General features: G+C 60.1%; 1 protein-coding gene. It reads left to right on the top strand.

Annotation, left to right across the window (positions count from 1 at the left end; translation table 11 throughout):
- Nucleotides 1-551, top strand: a 551-nt coding sequence (locus tag C9414_RS19700) for a collagen-like domain-containing protein (protein WP_142398083.1), incomplete at both ends; no start/stop codon positions are given.

Here is a 551-nt window from a genome sequence, read left to right as displayed (position 1 = left end):
TGTCACTGGAGATACCGGACCTACCGGCGCTACGGGCAGCACCGGAGCTACTGGTCCTACTGGCGCTACGGGTAGCACTGGAGTTACTGGTTCTACTGGCGCTACGGGTGTCACTGGAGCTACTGGACCTACCGGGGCTACGGGTGTCACTGGAGTTACTGGTTCTACTGGCGCCACAGGTATCACTGGAGATACCGGACCTACCGGGGCAACTGGTATTACCGGAGCTACTGGGCCTACCGGTGCCACAGGTATTACCGGTGCTACTGGTTCTACCGGGGCTACGGGTATTACTGGAGCTACTGGGCCTACCGGCGCTACGGGTGTCACTGGAGATACTGGGCCTACTGGCGCTACGGGTGTCACTGGAGATACTGGGCCTACTGGCGTAACGGGTAGCACTGGAGTTACTGGCTCTACCGGGGCTACAGGTAGCACTGGACCAACTGGTCCTACTGGCGCTACGGGTAGCACTGGAGTTACTGGTTCTACTGGCGCCACAGGTAGCACTGGAGATACCGGACCTACCGGCGCTACGGGTGTCACTGGAG

This window comes from Bacillus sp. Nf3, from assembly GCF_003028545.1.
GTDB lineage: Bacteria > Bacillota > Bacilli > Bacillales > Bacillaceae > Bacillus > Bacillus safensis.
The sequence above is the reverse complement of the archived record's forward strand: the minus strand, read 5'-3'. Positions and strand labels throughout refer to the sequence as shown.